The sequence below is a fragment of the Staphylococcus gallinarum genome (genome assembly GCF_000875895.1).
GTDB classification, from domain to species: Bacteria; Bacillota; Bacilli; order Staphylococcales; family Staphylococcaceae; genus Staphylococcus; species Staphylococcus gallinarum.
This window is the reverse complement of the sequence record NZ_JXCF01000268.1, coordinates 1-250: the sequence shown is the minus strand read 5'-3', so window position 1 is coordinate 250 and position 250 is coordinate 1. Positions and strand designations below refer to the sequence as shown.

Genomic DNA, 250 nt, shown 5'->3' with positions numbered 1-250 from the left:
AGTGAGCGATTCAGAATCAGCAAGTACATCATTAAGCACTTCAGTATCTGATTCAGAAAGTGCATCAACGTCGTTGAGCACATCAGTGTCTGACTCAGAAAGTGCAAGCACATCATTGAGTACATCAGTGTCTGATTCAGAAAGTGCATCAACATCATTGAGCACATCAGTAAGTGATTCAGAATCAGCAAGCACGTCATTAAGTACATCAGTATCTGACTCAGAAAGCGCAAGCACATCATTGAGTACG

1 pseudogene is annotated in these 250 nt (G+C 41.6%); it reads right to left on the bottom strand.

Annotation, left to right across the window (positions count from 1 at the left end):
• Nucleotides 1-250: pseudogene (locus SH09_RS17345) on the bottom strand (hypothetical protein); the annotation flags it as partial.